General features: G+C 66.5%; 15 protein-coding genes. 7 read left to right on the forward strand and 8 right to left on the reverse strand.

Annotation, left to right across the window (positions count from 1 at the left end):
• The first annotated feature begins 5 nt into the window (after positions 1-5).
• The 3 genes from B9C43_RS22240 (at position 6) to B9C43_RS22250 (ending at position 2175) form a co-directional block, all read left to right on the forward strand.
• Positions 6-647, forward strand: a complete 642-nt coding sequence (locus B9C43_RS22240) for a response regulator (protein ID WP_033381520.1) — start codon at positions 6-8, stop codon at positions 645-647.
• 258 nt (positions 648-905) lie between these two features.
• Positions 906-1538, forward strand: a complete 633-nt coding sequence (locus B9C43_RS22245; RefSeq protein WP_033381521.1) for a response regulator transcription factor — start codon at positions 906-908, stop codon at positions 1536-1538.
• A gap of 142 nt (positions 1539-1680) precedes the next feature.
• Entirely contained in the window at positions 1681-2175 is a 495-nt protein-coding gene (locus tag B9C43_RS22250) for a Pvc16 family protein (RefSeq protein WP_051895061.1), read from the forward strand.
• Here the strand turns inward: B9C43_RS22250 and B9C43_RS22255 are convergent.
• Positions 2172-2639, reverse strand: coding sequence for a hypothetical protein (locus B9C43_RS22255; RefSeq protein WP_143446494.1), 468 nt, complete (start codon positions 2637-2639; stop codon positions 2172-2174). The genes B9C43_RS22250 and B9C43_RS22255 overlap by 4 nt on opposite strands.
• 205 nt (positions 2640-2844) lie before the next feature.
• On the opposite strand from B9C43_RS22255, the gene B9C43_RS22260 reads away from it, so the two are divergent.
• Complete coding sequence (locus B9C43_RS22260) at positions 2845-3888, forward strand: GNAT family N-acetyltransferase (RefSeq protein WP_033381523.1); 1044 nt, start codon at positions 2845-2847, stop codon at positions 3886-3888.
• Between the two features lie 68 nt (positions 3889-3956).
• Positions 3957-4985 (forward strand): LacI family DNA-binding transcriptional regulator, encoded by a 1029-nt coding sequence (locus B9C43_RS22265; protein WP_084428766.1) that lies wholly within the window; start codon positions 3957-3959, stop codon positions 4983-4985.
• A 357-nt stretch (positions 4986-5342) separates the two neighbouring features.
• Here the strand turns inward: B9C43_RS22265 and B9C43_RS22270 are convergent, their stop codons facing one another.
• The 7 genes from B9C43_RS22270 to B9C43_RS22295 form a co-directional block, all read right to left on the reverse strand.
• Positions 5343-5789, reverse strand: coding sequence for an FtsX-like permease family protein (locus B9C43_RS22270; protein WP_084428767.1), 447 nt, complete (start codon positions 5787-5789; stop codon positions 5343-5345).
• A complete protein-coding gene (locus B9C43_RS22275; RefSeq protein ID WP_084428768.1) occupies positions 5786-6487 on the reverse strand; it encodes an ABC transporter ATP-binding protein in 702 nt (233 codons plus the stop codon). The genes B9C43_RS22270 and B9C43_RS22275 overlap by 4 nt, the downstream gene beginning before the upstream one ends.
• A gap of 83 nt (positions 6488-6570) precedes the next feature.
• Positions 6571-9585, reverse strand: coding sequence for a helix-turn-helix transcriptional regulator (locus B9C43_RS22280; RefSeq protein ID WP_084428769.1), 3015 nt, complete (start codon positions 9583-9585; stop codon positions 6571-6573).
• An 11-nt stretch (positions 9586-9596) separates the two neighbouring features.
• Positions 9597-9761 (reverse strand): hypothetical protein, encoded by a 165-nt coding sequence (locus B9C43_RS56800; RefSeq protein WP_160096638.1) that lies wholly within the window; start codon positions 9759-9761, stop codon positions 9597-9599.
• Positions 9762-9937: 176 nt separating this feature from the next.
• The gene (locus B9C43_RS22285; protein WP_084428770.1) at positions 9938-12226 is read right to left on the reverse strand and encodes a chitinase C-terminal domain-containing protein; all 2289 of its coding nucleotides are present in this window, start codon (positions 12224-12226) and stop codon (positions 9938-9940) included.
• A gap of 142 nt (positions 12227-12368) precedes the next feature.
• Positions 12369-12566, reverse strand: a complete 198-nt coding sequence (locus tag B9C43_RS22290; RefSeq protein WP_407657113.1) for a DUF397 domain-containing protein — start codon at positions 12564-12566, stop codon at positions 12369-12371.
• Entirely contained in the window at positions 12563-13426 is an 864-nt protein-coding gene (locus B9C43_RS22295) for a helix-turn-helix domain-containing protein (protein WP_084428771.1), read from the reverse strand. Before B9C43_RS22295 ends, B9C43_RS22290 begins: the two co-directional genes overlap by 4 nt.
• 138 nt (positions 13427-13564) lie before the next feature.
• On the opposite strand from B9C43_RS22295, the gene B9C43_RS22300 reads away from it, so the two are divergent.
• Entirely contained in the window at positions 13565-13882 is a 318-nt protein-coding gene (locus B9C43_RS22300) for a hypothetical protein (protein ID WP_143446495.1), read from the forward strand.
• 892 nt (positions 13883-14774) lie between these two features.
• Positions 14775-16913: a SulP family inorganic anion transporter gene (locus B9C43_RS22305; protein ID WP_084428772.1), complete on the forward strand. Its 2139-nt coding sequence runs from the start codon at positions 14775-14777 to the stop codon at positions 16911-16913.
• The last annotated feature ends 25 nt before the right edge of the window (positions 16914-16938 follow it).

The following is a 16938-nucleotide window of genomic DNA, read 5'->3' on the forward strand; positions in this document are numbered from 1 at the left end:
GGGCGATGGATCCGCTCCGGGTCATGGTGGTTGACGATCACCCGCTGTTCCGGTTCGGGCTGTGCACTGTGCTCGCCGACGTACCGGGGACCGAAGTGGTCGGCGAGGCGGCCACCGGTCTGGACTCGGTCAGCGCGGCCAAGGCACTGCGGCCCGACGTGGTCGTGATGGACCTGCACCTGCCGGACATCAGCGGGATCGAGGCGACCCGCCAGATCGTCACCGAACTGCCGGGCACCGGCGTGCTCGTGCTGACGATGTTCGACGACAGCGAGTCGGTGTTCGCCGCGATGCGCGCGGGCGCTCGTGGGTATCTGCTCAAAGGCGCCGGGCAGGACCAGATCGTGCGCGCGGTACACGGTGTCGGCCGCGGCGAGGCGATCTTCGGCCCGGACATCGCCACCCGGGTGCTCGGGTACTTCAACACCCCGCCGCCAAGCAGCGACCCGGTCTTTCCCGAACTGACCAGCAGGGAACGGGAAGTGCTCGCGTTGATCGCCGAGGGGCACAGCAACGCGACCATCGCGCGTGACCTCTCGCTGAGCCCGAAGACCGTGCGAAACCACGTTTCCAGCATCTTCACCAAGCTGCACGTGGCCGATCGGGCGCAGGCGATTGTTCGCGCCCGCAACGCCGGTCTCGGTTAGTTTTTCCCGAACGATCGTCCCGAGTGGACTCGTTACGGCTTTTGCGTAACGAGCTGGTCTCGGTTGCGTTTTTCCTTGCCCGCCTAGGGCATTCGGCTAGGGGCAAATTCCCGTCACCACGATGCCCGCTCGGGCAACAACGGGACATCGGTCCCATGTGGCCGGGACGCCCCTTCGGGCAAGGTGTGTGCAGCCGAAAGTTCAAGATGTGCCGGACGAATTGGGGACGTTCGCCACTTCAGCGGGGAGAGAGAAGAAATGCACGAGCAGCGTCGCACTCCAGTCGTCGTCCGCGCCACCGATCCGATCCTGCAGAACGGCGTGCACATGGCCCTGCGGACCCGTCCCGAGATCTGGCTGGTCGACGAGGAATCCGCGACCCCTGAGGCCGTCGCCCTGGTTGTCACCGACCGGTTCGACGAGCGCGGCAGCCAGCTGCTGCGCACACTGCAGGTCCGGGGTTTCACCCGGATCGTGCTGATCGCGGGGGAATTGGAGGACACCGAGATCCTCACGGCGGTCGAAGGCGGTGTCTGCGCCGTCGCGCGGCGCTCCGAGACCACGCCGGATGTGTTGGTACGCCTGGTGAAGGCCGCGGCCGCCGGTGAGGGCGCGCTGCCGCCGGACCTGCTCGGCCGGCTGCTCAACCGGGTCTCCCGGCTGCAGCGGCACGTGCTGGAGCCGCGTGGCCTGCACCTTGCCGGGATCACCAACCGGGAGACCGAGGTGCTCAAGCTGGTCGCGAATGGACTGTCCACAAAGGAAATCGCCGACCAGCTGTGCTACTCGCAACGCACAGTGAAGAGCATCCTGCACGACGTGACCAACCGGTTCCAGCTGCGCAACCGCTCGCACGCGGTCGCGTACGCCCTTCGGGAAGGCCTGATCTAGAAAGTCGATTCGGTGAAAAAGCCCCGCCGCGGCGGGGCTTTTTCGTTTACGCACCCGTCGCCTCTTCGGGCGACCTGGAGCACCCTTTCAGGCGGGCGCTCACCCCTTGGGCGGGACTGTCCCGAACTGGACACTCGACGGTGTGATCACAGAAGTGGACGACGCGCTGTGCAAGCTGTTCGGCAGGCAGATGCCGGAGGGCACGGTCGTCCGGCTGGATCCGCCGAAGCCGACGTGGCAGACCGAGCGCCCGTCGAACACCATCGACCTGTTCCTGTTCGGCTTACAGGACGACACGGGGGCGCCACCGCAAGGCGAACCGATCCGCCGCTGCGAGCTGTCCTACCTGGTCACCGCACGGGCCGAGAAGATCCACGAGGAGCATCGGCTGCTCGACCGGGCACTGCGCACCGCGATGTTCACCGGCACGCTGCCCGAGGACTGCATGTCGTCCTCATTGGCGGTCACCAAGCAGCCGGTGTACCTCAAAATCGCCAACACCGGGCCTGGGTCGCTGTGGACGAGCCTGGGGATGCCCGCGCGGGCGGCTTTCGTGATGAACGTCAGCGTGCCGATGCTGCCCGAGCAGAACACGTCCCCGCGCAAGAGTCCTCGGCGGGTCTGGGAGACCCCCTAGTCGAAGCCCTGCCCGATCAGCACGATCGCGCCAATGGACGCCAGTGTGCCGCCATTGCGGGAAAACCACTGATCAGCGTCGTTCTGCGGCTCCAGCGCGCGGTTGTGCGGGGTGACCGTGACGGCCAGCCTGTACTCGACGTCGCCGATCACATCGACACCGTCCTGACCGAAGTCGATCACGCTGACGCCGCTGAAGACCATCGTCGCCGGGTGTTCGAAGGTGCTCTCGACCTGCGTGAACCGGTGTTTGGCCGGGCAGGTCACACTCGGCTCGCCGGTACCGAGGCCGCTGATGAACACGCCTTCGCTGATCCGGTTGAGCACCGGCCGGACATCGCTGCTGGATGTGGACGTGACCATGACGTGCCCGCTGAGCGTCAACGCGAGATCCACTTCCACGTGCCCAATGTCGGCCGTCGCCGCCGCGATCGGTGTATCGGGCAGCGTGTACCGGACGGCCATGACCACCCCTAGCGCGCGAAAGTTGAGCCTGCGTCACGTTAGGGCTTTCAAGGCGGGTTCTGACGGCCCGAAAGGGCAGCACATTGGGCGCCGCGCGGGACGTTTCGGCTCAGGTAACGCGATGCAGACGATTGCCTGCGGCCAAAAAGCCCAGCTCTCACACGGCCGAAACACCTCGGAAACACCGTGCGGCAAGCCTGGGTGCATGACCGAAACCCACACGTGGCGGCTGCGCGTCGAGCTCGACGACTCCCCGGGTGTGCTCGCTCGGGTCACCACCCGGCTGGCCGCCCGCGACTGCAACGTACTGGCGCTCTCGATCCTGCCGGTGCCCTCCGGGGTGGTGGACGAGCTGGTCATCAAGGCCGCACCGGACGTGCCACCGGCCGAACTGGTCAGGGAGATCCGCGCGGAAGGCGGCAAATGCCTCGGCATCACCCACGCTGACGTCCGCGATCTCGTCGACCCGCCCACCGCGGCGCTTCGCGCGGCGGCACTGGCGTTCGAGGACCCGTGCGCCGCGCCCGAGGCACTGCGTGTGCTGCTCGCGGCTGACTCGGTGAGCTTCGAAATGGGTACGCCCGGCGAGGTGTTGGACGGTGGTCACCGCGCGATCCTGGCTCTTGGCGACGACCTGACCGTGGCCGCGCGACGCGGCTGGGCACCCTTCACCGACGTCGAACTGGCCCGGGCAGCCGTCTTCACGTCGATGCTCAAGGAGTCACCCGACCCGCCTTCAGCGGTGATCACGTCGGACGGCGCGGGGATTGTGCTGCGCAGCGGGGACGCCGATGACCTGGATGCCGTGTCCGAACTGCACGCGCGTTGCTCCGCACGGACGCTGTTCGCGCGGTACCACTCTGGCGTACGGACTTTGCCACGCCGGTTGCTGCACCGTCTGTTGACGCCACCCCGCGGCCGTACGTTGCTGGCGGTGTGCGGACGCGAGGTCATCGGGATCGGGCAGTTGATCCGGACCGCACGGCCGGAAGAGGCCGAGGTGTCGCTGCTGGTCGAGGATTCCTGGCAGCAGAAGGGAATCGGCACCGCGTTGTTGCGCCGGTTGGCGGGTACCGCACGCGCGGAAGGGCATCGTGAACTGGTCGCCTGGTGCCTGCCCGGCGAGTCCGGGTTCGAACGGGCGGCGGTGCGCGCCGGAATCCCGTTGTCGATCCGGCAGGAACAGGGCATGGTCCGCCTCGGACTGCGCGTGGATGGGAGCGCTTCCGAGGAGATCAGGACGCGCTGACAGCCTCCACGGTGTCCGCGCCGCGCCAGGCTACCCTGGCTGCTAGGTGAGGACATGGGAGGAATCAGGTGGCCGGTCGACCGCTCGCTGGTGCACGCCCCACTCTCGAGGATGTCGCCGCCGTCGCCGGGGTCTCCCGCGCAACAGCGTCGCGCGTACTCAACTCGTCGCCCCGCGTGAGCCCCGAGGCCCATGAAGCCGTCACCGCCGCCGCACTGCAACTGGGCTACCAACCCAACCAGGCCGCCCGGACACTCGTGACCCGGCGGACCGGCGCGATCGCGATGCTCGTGTCCGAACCGCAGGCAAAGGTTTTCGACGACCCCCACTTCGGCACACTGGTCAGAGCGGCGGCGAGCGAACTCGCCCGTATCGACACCCAGCTCGTACTGATGCTTGGCCTAGGCGAAGGCGCCCACGGCCGTGCCGAACGCTTCCTCCGCGGCGGCCACGTAGACGGCGCGTTGTTGTTCGCTCCGCACCAAGACGACCCGTTGCCGTCAACGGTCCGCAAGTTGCACCTGCCGTGCGTGTTCGGTGGACGGCCATGGGGCTCGTTGCGCGGGCTCTACACGGTTGACAGCGATAACGAAGGTGGCGGCTTCTTGGCCACCGAGCACCTGCTGAACATGGGGCGGAAGACGATCGTGTCGGTCACTGGGCCGGACGACGAGCTCTCCTCCCGTGACCGTCTTGCCGGCTGGATCCGGGCAACCGGCGCGGGCGACGCCGAGCTCACACACCTCACCGAGTGCGGCGAGTACACGCGTGAGGGCGGGTATCACGCGATGAACCTGCTGTTGCACCGCGTGCCCAAGCTGGACGGAGTGTTCGCGGCCAACGACCTGATGGCTGTCGGGTGCCTGCAGGCGCTGCGTGAGGCCAACCGTCGTGTGCCCGATGACGTCGCCGTGGTCGGGTTCGACGACAACCAGATGATCGCTCCGCACGCCGATCCACCGTTGACGACTGTCCGCCAGGACCTCGGCGACCAGGTCCGGAAGATGATCGCCAACTTGACGGTGCTGATCGATGGCGGATCGGTGCGCAAGCGCGAAATCCTTCCCGTTCAACTGGTTCGCCGAGAGTCGGCCTGAGCGCCTCGGCACCTGCTGAAAAGCCCGCGAGCGTCAAACGCAGGCGGGCTGGCCAAGCCTGAAGCCCGTGCTCCAGGCGAAACGTCGGCTCCGCGGCGAAGTCGGCGGCGGTGTTCCTCCCGGCGCCGCCGCCGTTTTCCGCACCCTCGCGGTGGGACGTCAGAGGATGTCGAGCCGCCGCGCCCGGCATCCCCTGACGTCGGTGCCCGGAGCATCACCTCGACGTGCTCCGGGAGCCCGCACTCACGAGCAGACCACCCGACCTTGTCTACCGCCCGCTCGTGAGAGCGCTCTCACCATTGCGCGACGGCACGGCTCTGTCAAGGTTGCGGACCGGGATCTATACCGTCCCGTTGCCTAGGCCACTGTGGACGGACCGCTCGGCGGGATCCTGCTTGCCTGGATGGCTGGGACCAAGGCGGCCAGCAGTGCACCCGCTATCCCGACGAGCAGGGCGAAGACGGCTATCTCGAATTGCACGATGTCCAGCAGGAGCAGCGTGCAGCACTGGCCGGCCACCGCGCCGAACAGGCCGATCCATGCCGCCTCGGCCAGGACACCGTTGAAGACCTGCGCTCGGCTTGCCCCAAAACACCGCAACAAGGCCACATCCTGTCGCCGCTTGCGCACGGTCGTCGAGAAAGCCTTGTACACCAGGGTTTCGGTGAGCAGGAACATCGGCACCACGCCCCAGCCGGGGACCCGCCCGACGATCATCAGGATGAGCAGCCCAATGGCCACGACGCAGCTCAGCCCCACGGCTTTGCCCATGCGCCTGCCCGCGTGGATGGGATGCACATTCATCGCAGGGCCGCCCGCACAGACTCGACGGTCGGCCGGCTCACCTCGCCGGTGATACGTCCGTCCGCCAGCACTAAAACGTGGTCGGCGTGCGCGGCCACGTACGGATCCTTGGTCGCCAACAGGACCGACTGGCCGAGCTTGCGCACCCACATCCGCAGGAACCCAAGCAGCGCCGCGGACTCGCTCCGGTTCAGCTCGCCCGTCGGCTCGTCGGCGAGCACTACGTCCGGGCGGTTCACGAACGCTCGGGCGCACGCGACTCGCTGGCGTTGTTCCGCTGTCAGCGCGGCTGGGCGCGTGCGTAGCAACAACGACAGCCCGAGCAACTCGACCACCGTGTCGAACCACGGCTTTTCCGGCTGGGTGCCCGCGAGTTCCGAGCTGATCCGGATGTTCTGCTCGACCGACAGCGTCGGGAACAGGCTGCACGTGGCGAAGACGAACCCGATCCGGTCGCGCCGCAGCTTCGTCAGCGCCGAGTCGCCGAGGCCGGTGATCCGGTCGGCTCCAATATGGACGGTTCCGCGATCCGGTTGCTCGAGCCCGCCGAGGCAGTTGAGCAGCGTCGTCTTGCCCGCACCCGACTTGCCGACCACCGCCGTCAGCTGACCGCAGGGGACCTCGAGATCCACTCCACGCAACACGCGGGCTCGCACCACGCCACGAACACTCGCAGCAGCCCCGACAGCAACTGACATGCTTTCACGTTAAAAGTCGTCAGCCACTGTGCGCATCGGTACGAAGACTTGTCGTGAATCAGCCTGCAGTCTGACGTCCGGCGCTATTTCAGCAGGCCCCGGTCGTAGGCGATGGCCACCGCTTCGGCCCGTCGGCTGGCTCCCAGCTTGGCCATGATCCGCGACAGGTGCACGCTCACCGTCTTCTCGCTGATGTACAGCTCCTCGCCGACCTGCCGGTTCGTCTGCCCCATCGCCACCAGCTTGAGCACGGACTGCTCACGCGGCGTGAACAGGTCCACCGTGTCCCGCGGCCCGGGGCCGTCCTCGGTCAGCGACAGCCTGGCTCGGCGCGCCAGCTGCGCCAACGCGTCCAGCAGGGGTTTCGCGCCCAGTTCGTCCGCGGTCTTGTACGCAAGCCGGAGCTGTGTGCTGGCCTCATCCCTGCGGTCTGCTCCGAGTAGTGCCTCGGCGTAGCGCCAGCGGGCTTGGGCCTGGTCGTAGACGGCCCCGTAGTCCGACGCCTCTACGACCTTGGACCAGGCGTCGGGGTCGCTGGCACCGTGCAGCCTGGTCAGCTCGGCCTTGGCGCGGGCGGCCCAGAACAGGCCGTCCGGTCCGAGAGTGCCGGCCCGCGGTGTGCTGTTCACCGCCGTTTGCAAAGCCAGCTCGGCGAAGCGCTCGCCCTCGGCGAGCATCTCGGCGATGGGCTCACCCTTCACCCGGGCCTTGGCCACGGCGTCGGCCGCGGCACTGGCGGCCAGCGTGCCCAGTTTGATGCCGACCATCGGCCAAGGGCCGATCACCCGCCTGGACCATTCGAGGACCTCGGCCGCCCGCTGGATCGCCACGTCGGGCTTGCCCCGCCAGCTGGCGAGCTCGGCGCCCGCTGTGCCGGACGCCAACGCGATCTGCAGCTCCCGCCACTCCGACCGCAGGTTGGTCAGCAGGCGTTCCGCGTCGGCGAAACGGCCGCGCCCCACCACGATGTACAAGTTGGCTGCGGCAAGGCGTGCGGTGACCGTGCTCGAAATCCGGCCGCGTGGCTGCTCCAGTTGCTCGTCCGCGGCATTCCAGTTGCCACTCGCGTACTGGGTGAGCGTCTGCAGCCACCGCAGTTCCACGCCGAAGTCGCTCCACGACAACCCGGTACTGCGGGCCAGCTGGATGCCTTCTGCCAACACCGTCGCCGCCTCGTCGAACAGACCCAGCTCGTAGCGGCTGAGGCCGTCGTAGAAGCGGGCCCGCAAGCCGACCGTGATCGCGTCGGCCGCGCTGGCCCGGTCTTTGGCCGACATCAGAAGGTTGTGGCTTTCCTCGATGGCGCCGCTGGCTTCGACCACGATCGCGAGCGTGGTCAGCGCGTCGGCCTCGGCTCCGGTCGCTCCGACCGCCCTGGCGTCTTCGATCGCCGATTCCGCGTGCTCACGAGCGAGCCGCAGTTCGCCCTCGGCACGCAACATTCGCGCGTACACGGCCGCAACCCACGCACGCGTCGGACTCGGTGGCAGGTCAGCGGCCTTCGCCCAGGCCGCCTCGATGACCGCACGCGCTTCCTCTTCACTGCCGTCGATCGCCATCAGCGTCTGCGCGAGCCTGCGGCGGACCTCGACCTTGACTTCCAGATCGCTTTGCCGGTCCGCGACTTTCACCGCCGAGCGGGCGTAGGCGATCGCGCGCTCCGGGTCACCGGACGTCCCTGCCGACCAAGATGCCTTACGCAGCAACTTCAACTCGGTGACGTCCGCGGGACGGTGTTGTTCGTCAACGGAATCCCACAGCCGGAGCGCGGTTTCCAGGTGCCGCAACGCCTCCCCAGGCGCGCCGAGCTCCGTGGCTTCCTTCGCCGCCTTGACCGACGCGAACAACGCGTTGGCCAGCGAGTTGCTTTCCATGCTGTGATAGGCGAAAGCGGCCGAGTTACCGCGTTCGTCCAGCCGCCCCTTCAAGTACCGGGCGTACGCGGCGTGCAGCCGGACTCGTTCGCCGGGCAGCAGATCGCCGTAGACGGCCTCCCGCATCAACGCATGCCGGAACGAGTAGTGCACCTGCTCGCCACCGGTCACGAAGATGTGGTGCTGCACGGCCTCGCGCAGCGTCTCCTCCAGCGCGATGTCGTCGAGGTCACCGACCTCTCGCAAGGTGCTGTGCTTCACCGTCCGCCCAGCCACCGAAGCCAGCCGGATCACCTGCTGCGCGGGCTCGCTGAGCCGCTCGACCCTGGACAGCAGGACGTCCGCGAGCGACGACGGGATACCGCACTCGTCATCGGCGATCGCGGCGAGCAGTTCCTCAGCGAAGAAGGCGTTTCCCTCAGACTGTTCGGCGACCTTGCGCACAGTCTCCTGATCGACAAGCCCTTCGGCCAACGCGTCCACGAAATGGCGCGCCGCGGTCTTGTCGAACGGAGGCAGCTCCACCCGCTCCACGGCGGGCAGCCGGACCAGTTCGGCGAGCAGCGGCCGCAGCGGATGCCTGCGATGCAAGTCGTCAGTCCTATAGGTACACACTATGAGCATCCGCTGCGTTCGCAGTCTGCTCATCAAGAACGACAGCAGCCCGCGGGTCGAACTGTCCGCCCAATGCAGATCTTCGATCACCAGCACGACCGTGCTGTCCTCGGCCAGTTCACTGAGCAGGCTGTGTACGGCGTCGAACAGCCTCAGCTGTGCGATGTCCTGCTCGCGGCGCGGCTGCATGCCTTGCACCTTGCCGATCGCCGGCGCGAAGTTCGGCATGAACCGTTGCGGCTCCGGCTCCTGCGTCTGATGGCTGGACACCACCAGGTCCGGCAGCAACATCCCCAGCGCAGGCCTGGCCAGCACGTCGTCACGGCCCAATGCGCGCAGTTGCGTGAGCGCTTCGGCGAACGGCAGGTAAGGCAGGCCCGTCTCGCCGACATCGACGCAACGCCCAGCCAGCACGACCGCGCCTTGCTCGGCCGCGATCGCGCTGATCTCTTCGACCATCCGTGTCTTACCAATACCGGCGTCCCCAGCGATCAGCACCGCACCAGCCGTACCCCCAGAGGAACGGCTGAAGGCCGCGCGCAACCGGTCCATCTCCCGGATGCGCGCGACCAACGGTATTCCTGATCCCAACCTCGGCACGTCAGGCATAGTGACACACCTCAGGCCGCGCGGTGTTCACCATTTCCGTCGGACCGATGTACTCGAAGCCGCTGCCACCAGCGGGGTCGCCGAGTCTGGCGAACCTCACGCAGGTGCTGCCTGGTGATCGCGTCACCCCTGCGGTAGGCGATCTCCGCGTTGACGGCCTCTGGGGTCCATTCCATCTCACTCACCTCGTTGTCTCGTCATTTCGGTGATGATGAGATTCGCCGTAAGGCCCCGATCCGGACATCGGAAGAACAACCACTGTTATGGGTGTGGCCCCTTACTGCAGGGAGTAAGGGGCCACACAGGCCAGGTAAGGCGGACTGAGGAGCACAGGTTTCCGCAGGTCGACGCCCTAACAGGCGCCCAGATCGGTCCACACCTCCCGCGTGCCCGGCTCCTCGCTTTGAGTCCACCACCTGGCTCGCCAGTTGTGCCCCTTGTGGGACACCTGCTGGCCACCGGTGTAGACGCTGGTCGCGGTCCACGCCGGGGCGGTGCAGGGACCTGGCGGCGGGTCGGTCGGCGGCGGGTCCGAGCCACCTGTGCCACGCGGGTGGTCCGTGGTCAGCGCGTAGCTCTTGCCGCCGAACGTGAGCTTGAAGTTGGCGGGTGTGGCGATCGGCATCTGGTAGACCACCGCGACCTCGACGGTGCCGCCCGGCGCGACTGTCTGCCAGCTCGGAATCGTCACCGAGACGTGCTGGAATTCACCCTTCAGGCCACCCACGTTCGGTCCACTGTGCCCACGCTGGGTCACGCGCAGGCCGAAGCCGGACTGGTCGGTCATGCTGCCCGGCGCGCTGGTGCCGTAGTCGAACTCGAGCACGGCTCCACCGGGGATCGAGGTGGTCGACCGGTTGGTGATCCGCATCTTCGGGTTGATCGGGTAGTTGCTGTCGCCCAACGCGAACCCGCTGAACGTGACTCCGACGTCCAGGACACTGGCGGGGATCGCGCTGTTGGACTTCGTAGCCCCGTACGGTGCCGCGCCACGCATGCCCGTGTTGAGCGCGTCGATCAGGGTCGTACCCATGAAGTACTGGTTCTTGGCCGTGTCGAAGCCGTAGTCACCGGAGAGCTCCCAGATCATCACGCCACCGATGCCCTTGTCCGCCACGTACTTCGCTTTGGCCGCGATGGACGTCTCGTCCTCAGTGGACAGGAAGACGCGTTTCTGCGCGTTCCACAGCCACGGGCTGACCAGCGTGCTGTTGTAGTTGCGGGCGTACGTGCCGGTGAGGCGATCCGCCGGGTCGTTGACCGGGTCGAGGCCGTACGCGGTCAAGTAGTCGCCCTGGATGCCGCGTTCGAGGTTCTTCGCGTGCCACATGGGATTCACCCCGGACGGAACCTCGGCGCCGCCCGCGGTCGAGTCGTGCCAGAGGTTGTCGATACCGATCGCGCCGTTGCCGCACGGCACGGTCGAGCCGACACTGGATCCCGTGCCAGGCGGGCACTTCGTCTGATCCGGGAGCGCCGCGGTGCCCCAAAGCCCGTTCGTACCGCCGTTCACGCCTTGCCAGCCGCGGGTGTAGAACGGCACACCGATGTTGATCCGACCGGCGGGCATGTTGCCGCGGAAGTAGTGGTACGCCCAGTCGGTGTTGAGATACCCCATGCCTTCGTACTGTGCTGTCGTGTAAACCTGCCAGTGCTTGAGCTCGGCGTCGGCACCGTCGTCGAACAACGCGGCGTTCGGTCCCACGAAGTGGTTCCACGAGCCGTGCAGGTCGTAGGACATCAAGTTGGCGAAGTCCAGGTACTGCGTCACTTGGTAGGTCTCGGCACCGCGCAGAATCCAGCCGGAGGACGAAACCGCGGCGGTCAGCAGGTAGTGCTTGCCGTCGGCCGCACCGGCAGCGTCCAGTTTGGATCGCAGCGTGCGCATCAGGTTGACGTAACCGGCCATCTGCTGGCCGCGAGTGGTCTGGGAAATCCAGAAGTCGTCCGGGTTTCCGGCGTAGTTCGCCGATGTGGCGTACTCGTAGTCGATGTCGGCACCGTTGAAGCCGTACTGCCGCAGGAACGCGACGACCGAGTCGGCGAAGGTGTCGATCGCGGCCTGGCTCTGGCCCATCTTGTAGAAACCGCCGGAGGCGGTGCGGCTGCCGTCCGGGTTGAGGAACCCGCCGGTTTCGGCCCAGCCGCCGACCGAGATCAGCGTTTTGACCTCCGGGTGCTGCTTCTTGTACTTGGTCAGCAGGTTGAAGTGTCCCTTGTACGGCAGGGACGGGTCCATCTCGGCACCGGGCACGCCCGGCCACTGCATCCCGGTCGAGGCGTTGCCGGGACCAACTGGGCCGACCGAGATCCGGTTGTCGGCGCCGACATGCGCGAACGCGTAGTTGATGTGCGTGATCTTGGTCCACGGGATGTCGCCGGCCAGGTACCGGGGTGAACCGTCCTTGCCGGTTCGCCAGCTGGTGAAGTAGCCGATCACCCTGCGGGTGTTGCCGTTCGCCAGTTTCTCGCGTCCTGCCGTGTCGTAGACCGTGCAGTAGGGGACTGTGACACCGGCCGTGGTCGCGAGGCCGTCGGGTCTGCAGTCGTCGGCGGCTGCGGCCTGCCGGTCGACCGAGATCGCGAACAATCCGGCAAGGGCGACAACCAAACCGATCAAGGAAAAGCGAAATCGAGTCATCTTCGACCTCCGCCAGGGGCAGGGGGTGGCACGGGCCACGTCCTGTCGGAAATGTCTCGACATTAAGAGGTCCAGACCTCGTCGAGCAATAGGTCTGGACCAATGTTCCGCTATGCAGTGCGGCAGGCGATTGTTTCTTGATCTATCTCTTGGTTTCGACGATGAACGTCGTCCATCCTGCCGTGTCGAATCGGAGCATGCCCGCTTGTGGATTCTTGGAGTCGCGCACGCTTGCTCCGGTGTGCGCCAAGGCGATTTCCACACAATCGTTGCCGGCGCCGCTACGGCTGCTCTTGCGCCAGACAACGCCGGCCGGTTCGGAAACAGTCAAAGCCTTCACTCCTCTCGTTGACGAGACAACCTTTCGGCTATCTGAGAGACCAGATGCACACTGTCGTCCGGGCTTGCCGCGGACGCTCGCAAATGGTCGAACATCAACGTATACCGTTGGACGTCGGCTTGCTCCTCCAAGTACACACCACCGGTGGTGGTGTCCACATAGACAACATCGGGATCCATTTGTTCGGGGAAACCAAGGATCAGAAACGGACCCTCCATAGAGGAGTGTGCGCCCGCCTCGAACGGAATCACCTGAATGGTGACGTTCGGCAGCGTTCCAATCTCACACAATCGGAGCAATTGTTCGCGCATGACACCCGGCCCGCCGACGATCCGGCGCAGCACCGCCTCGTCGATGATCGCCCAGTAGTTCGGCGGTTCCGAATCGGTCAGCAACCGCTGGCGTTCCATCCGCGCGCCGACCCGGCGCTCCACTTCGGCCTCTGGCCAGTCTGGACGGATCGACCGCATGACCGCACGGATGTAATCCTCGGTCTGCAGCAGACCGGGCACCAGCAAAGCCTGAAACGCACGCAATGACGAAGCATCGGACTCCAGACCGACGAAGGCCCCGGTGAAAACCTCGTTATAGGCGTGCCACCAGCCCTTTTTGCGGGCCTCGCGGCTCAACTGGACAAGCGCTTCCAACCGGTCGGGAGCGACTTCGTAGAGCTCAAGCAAATCGCGCGCGTCGCGCGGCGTGACGCCCACATGGCCGGTTTCGATCCGGCTGATCTTCGACGCGGAACACTCGAGCTTCTCGCCGACTTCCTCGATGGTCAGCTTCGCGGCCTCCCGCAACCGGCGAAGTTCGCTGGCCAGTCTGCGCCGCCGGACAGTGGGGCTTTGCCCTCGTGCCATCTACCGCTCCCGATGTCACCCATTCGTGTGTTGCAACTTGCAGAATGCGGTTTGCAGCTCCAAGCTACTTCTTACCGCCTGTCAGGAGCAGTTGAAGGTCCGCACGGGACGCAGAGGACGTGGTGAAGCGTGGTCGACGTGAACAATTCCATCTTCGGCCACCTGGAGTCCTCGCTGAACGGCTACCTGGCCGATCTCACCCGCCGAGGGGAGTCAGCGGACCCGGCGACAGCGACGAGGATCGCCAACAACGAACTTCCGCGCGTTGTCGCAGCCTTGCAAGCCGTCCTGGACGAACACCGTCCGGACGAGCAGGGCCGCTGCCCCACCTGCCGCAAGCGCTTGTTCGGCCGCGCGCCCGCGCCGTGCCGCGCGTACCTCGCGGCGCATCTGTGCCTGCTGGTCACCGAAGACGACCAGCCCTATCGCGACACCCCACAGCTCGGCGCCTGCTGAGCTCCCCAGACGAACCGGCCAGCCGGTTCGACCGGATCGCACGGTCCCTCCCCCCGGCCAACCCCCTTCCCTCGGCCGACCTCCCGTGCCATCCGGTGACCCTCCCCAGCGGGGCCGGAATTTTCGCGCCCCCCGACTGAATTTCCGGTCCCGCTGGCCTCCCAGGACGGTCCACTGTGCGCAAGCGCTCCGGTCTGTCCCGACAGGCCGGTCGCCGAGCTTTTCTTGCCGGGTTCCGGATGGCTCGCCCCGCGCCGGGCCTCCGCCCCCGCGACCGCCCATGCCAGTCGACGACCGAGCAACTCGGCGACAAACCCCGCCATCAGGGGAGCCCTTGATTTCACGTTACCGCAGGGGTCTGACAGTTCCGGCTTCCCGCAACCCGTTCCGGGGGTGCTTCCCATGCCGCATCGAGACACTGTCGTTGGCCACAGCCAAAGCGCGGGCACTGTGATGCGGCGGCGCTGACGCGAACCACGGACGGGTGGTCTGACGATCTTGTGAACTGATCTTGGCGCACAGCATCTCACCTGCTGTCACCAGGCCGGGTGTGATCAACTCGTCCGGATGAATTTTTTGCGCCGCAAGCAATCTGGCGCCATTATGGTGGTGAGCAGGAACGGTACACAAAGGACACGATGCTCATCGCCTTCGTGGCCGTACCCGCCCCAGTGCCGACACAGGTCGTGCCGACACGGAGGTTTCACATGATGGCCGGTTCCAGTCTCAAGCACCGGGCTCCGCGAGGGCCCTTCCGCCCACGTGGGGGTTTCGGGCGCGCACGGCGCGCCCTGGTGGACCAGCCTCGGTTAACAGGCTGTTAGTCCCACGCGCCTGAACCCGGGTTCATTCGAAATCCGGGTCATCCCCTGCTGGACCAAGGAAAGTAGACATGTCTCGCGTCTCAACCGTGCTCAGACACGACTTGCCCGCATCCTTCGTGGTCTTCCTCATCAGCATCCCGCTGTCGCTCGGCATCGCGGCCGCGTCCGGCGCTCCGCTGATCGCCGGGCTGGTCGCAGCCGTTGTCGGCGGTATCGTCGTTGGCGCGCTCGGCGGTTCGGCGTTCCAGGTCAGCGGCCCGGCCGCCGGCATGACCATCATCGTCGCCGGGATGATCGACCAGTTCGGCTGGCCGGCAACGGCCGCCATCACCGTCGGCGCCGGGGTCGTGCAAATCCTCTTGGGCATCACCAAAGTCGGCAGGCTCGCCCTGTCGCTCTCGCCTGCCGTCGTGCACGGCATGTTGGCGGGCATCGGCGTGACGATCGTCGTCGGTCAGTTGCACGTCGTCCTCGGCGGCACCGCTGACGGCGATGTCCTGACCAACCTCAGCCAGTTGCCCACGCAGGTCCCGGTCTGGGGCGCGGTGCTCATCGGGGCGATCGCCATCCTCACCATGGTGCTGTGGCCGAAAGTGCCGCGCGGCAACATCGTTCCCGCTCCCCTGGTCGCCGTAACGGTGGCGACAGGCCTTGCCGTCGTGACCCAGTTGAACGTCACGACCGTGCACCTGCCTGACCATCCGTTGGAAGGCCTTGCTCTGCCGGAGATGCCGAGCGGTGGGGCGCTGGCGATCGGGTTGGCTGTGGTCACGGTCGCGCTCGTGGCCAGTGTGGAGTCACTGCTGTCCGCTGTGGCTGTCGACAAGATGCACAACGGCCCGCGGGCGGACTTGGATCGGGAGCTCATCGGGCAGGGCGCGGCGAACGCGGTGTCCGGAGCGCTCGGCGGGCTTCCCGTCACCGGTGTGATCGTGCGTAGCTCCACCAACGTGGCGGCGGGTGCACGCACTCGGGCTTCGTCCATTCTGCACGGTGTGTGGATCGCGCTGTTCGTGCTTTTCCTCGCACACGTGCTGGAACTCATCCCGATGGCGGCGTTGGCCGGTGTGCTGATCGTCGTCGGCGCCCGGCTTGTGCACGCCGGGCATCTGAAGTGCCTGAAACTGCACGGTGAACTAGCCGTCTACGCCGTGACGGTCCTCGGCGTGATCGTCCTGGGCCTGTTGGAGGGTGTCGCGATCGGTGTCGCGGTCGCTGTTGTCCGCGCGCTGTACCGGTTGGCGCACACGTCTGTCCGCGTCGAACAGCAAGACGGCGAGTGGTGTGTGGACGTCGGCGGATCGTTGGTGTTCCTTGGCGTCGGCAAGCTGGTGCGTGAGCTGCGCCGGATCCCGGTCGGCCAGAAGGTGGTCCTCCAGCTGCACATCGACTTCATGGACCACGCCGCGTTCGAGGCGATCGACGACTGGCGAACCGGTTACGAACGCCGTGGCGGTCAGGTCGAGGTACACGAGAAGGACACCTGGTACAGCCGGGCCAGGGACGGCGAACCGGGGCGCCGCAAGACGATCCCGTGGGTCGGTCGCTGGACCGACTGGGAGCGCAGGACTTTCCGGATGCCCGAGCCGCGTGAGCCGGTACTCGACGGCGCGCTCGAGTTCGAAAGGATGTCCGCGCACCTGATCCGCCCGTTCCTCGCGGAGCTGGCACGCAACGGGCAACGGCCGGAGCAGTTGTTCATCACGTGCGCGGACTCACGGGTGTTGCCGAACCTGATCATGTCGAGTGGCCCGGGTGAACAGTTCTGCGTCCGGAACATCGGCAACCTGGTGCCGGTCCACATCGAGTCCGAAGAGTCCGAAGAGGACAGCTCGGTCGGCGCGGCGATCGAGTTCGCCGTCGACGTGCTGAACGTGCCCACCATTGTGGTCTGTGGACATTCGCACTGCGGCGCGATGAAGGCGTTGCTCAGCGGATCGGCCGAACCGGGTACGCGGCTGCACTCGTGGTTGCGTAACGCCACTTCGAGCTTGGCGCGAGTGGACGGAACGGATGATCTGGAGCTGCTGGCGGCGGCCAATGTCGCTCAGCAGCTGGACAATCTGCGGACGTACCCGAGTGTTCGCAAGGCTGAGGCGCAAGGGAAACTGCGGCTGGTCGGCATGTACTTCGACCTGGCCGAGGCGCGCGTCTACCTGGTTGACCCGGACGACTTCCGGCTCGTCCAACTGGAATCCCTGGCCTGAAACAGCTCGTGAGTGTTTTGGCCGG

Source organism: Kibdelosporangium aridum (assembly GCF_900176515.1).
Lineage (GTDB): Bacteria > Actinomycetota > Actinomycetes > Mycobacteriales > Pseudonocardiaceae > Kibdelosporangium > Kibdelosporangium aridum.

Bases quoted from the DNA above. Each gene is read 5' to 3' on its own strand.
- B9C43_RS22260 (WP_033381523.1), top strand. From the start codon at position 2,845: ATGACCGAAACCCACACGTGGCGGCTGCGCGTCGAGCTCGACGACTCC.
- B9C43_RS22285 (WP_084428770.1), bottom strand. From the start codon at position 12,226: ATGACTCGATTTCGCTTTTCCTTGATCGGTTTGGTTGTCGCCCTTGCC.
- B9C43_RS22240 (WP_033381520.1), top strand. From the start codon at position 6: ATGGATCCGCTCCGGGTCATGGTGGTTGACGATCACCCGCTGTTCCGG.
- B9C43_RS22255 (WP_143446494.1), bottom strand. From the start codon at position 2,639: ATGGCCGTCCGGTACACGCTGCCCGATACACCGATCGCGGCGGCGACG.
- B9C43_RS22270 (WP_084428767.1), bottom strand. From the start codon at position 5,789: ATGAATGTGCATCCCATCCACGCGGGCAGGCGCATGGGCAAAGCCGTG.
- B9C43_RS22275 (WP_084428768.1), bottom strand. From the start codon at position 6,487: ATGTCAGTTGCTGTCGGGGCTGCTGCGAGTGTTCGTGGCGTGGTGCGA.
- B9C43_RS22295 (WP_084428771.1), bottom strand. From the start codon at position 13,426: ATGGCACGAGGGCAAAGCCCCACTGTCCGGCGGCGCAGACTGGCCAGC.
- B9C43_RS22245 (WP_033381521.1), top strand. From the start codon at position 906: ATGCACGAGCAGCGTCGCACTCCAGTCGTCGTCCGCGCCACCGATCCG.
- B9C43_RS22305 (WP_084428772.1), top strand. From the start codon at position 14,775: ATGTCTCGCGTCTCAACCGTGCTCAGACACGACTTGCCCGCATCCTTC.
- B9C43_RS56800 (WP_160096638.1), bottom strand. From the start codon at position 9,761: ATGGAATGGACCCCAGAGGCCGTCAACGCGGAGATCGCCTACCGCAGG.
- B9C43_RS22280 (WP_084428769.1), bottom strand. From the start codon at position 9,585: ATGCCTGACGTGCCGAGGTTGGGATCAGGAATACCGTTGGTCGCGCGC.